Raw genomic sequence first — 568 nt, 5'->3', positions numbered from 1 at the left:
ATATAATTGTTTCCCTGTAAGAACAGAATAACTTTCTGCCACATCRCCAACRGCATATACATCCGGTAAGTTTGTCTGCATTTTTGAATTAACCGCGATTGCCCCTGAAGACCCAAGCTTCACACCTATGCTTTCAGCCAATAGAGTGTTTGGACGCACACCTGTTGCGAGTAAGACTAAGTCTGTTTCTATCTTTGTACCAGACCTTGTTATTACTTCCTGCTTGTTTATTGCTGTTACTTCCTCATTTAATAAAAGGCTAACTTCCTTATTTTTAAGATAGTCTTCGACTCTTGCAGCCATATCCTTATCCAAGTGGCTCATGATGTGATTGCCTCGTTGTACAATTGTTACATCTAAGCCTTTCAGTTTAAGCTGTTCTGCCATTTCTAATCCAATGTATCCTCCGCCAATAATTGTAGCTTTTTTCGGCTGGTTTGCTTGCATATATTGATGTATAGCAGCCGTATTTTGGATTGTCCTCACTTGAAAGACATGCTCCTCGTTTACACCTTGAATAGGCGGTGTTATTGGTGAAGCACCGGTTGCGAATACTAATATATCGTAG

General features: G+C 40.1%; 1 protein-coding gene. It reads right to left on the bottom strand.

Annotated elements, in window-relative coordinates; translation table 11 throughout:
* On the bottom strand, positions 1 to 568 hold a 568-nt coding region (locus QD409_RS35620; RefSeq protein ID WP_430765065.1), incomplete at both ends, for an NAD(P)/FAD-dependent oxidoreductase.

This window comes from Rhizobium sp. BR 315 (genome assembly GCF_050577975.1).
GTDB lineage: Bacteria > Pseudomonadota > Alphaproteobacteria > Rhizobiales > Rhizobiaceae > Rhizobium > Rhizobium miluonense.
Note: the sequence above shows the minus strand (reverse complement) of the source record. Positions and strands in the feature narration are given on the sequence as shown.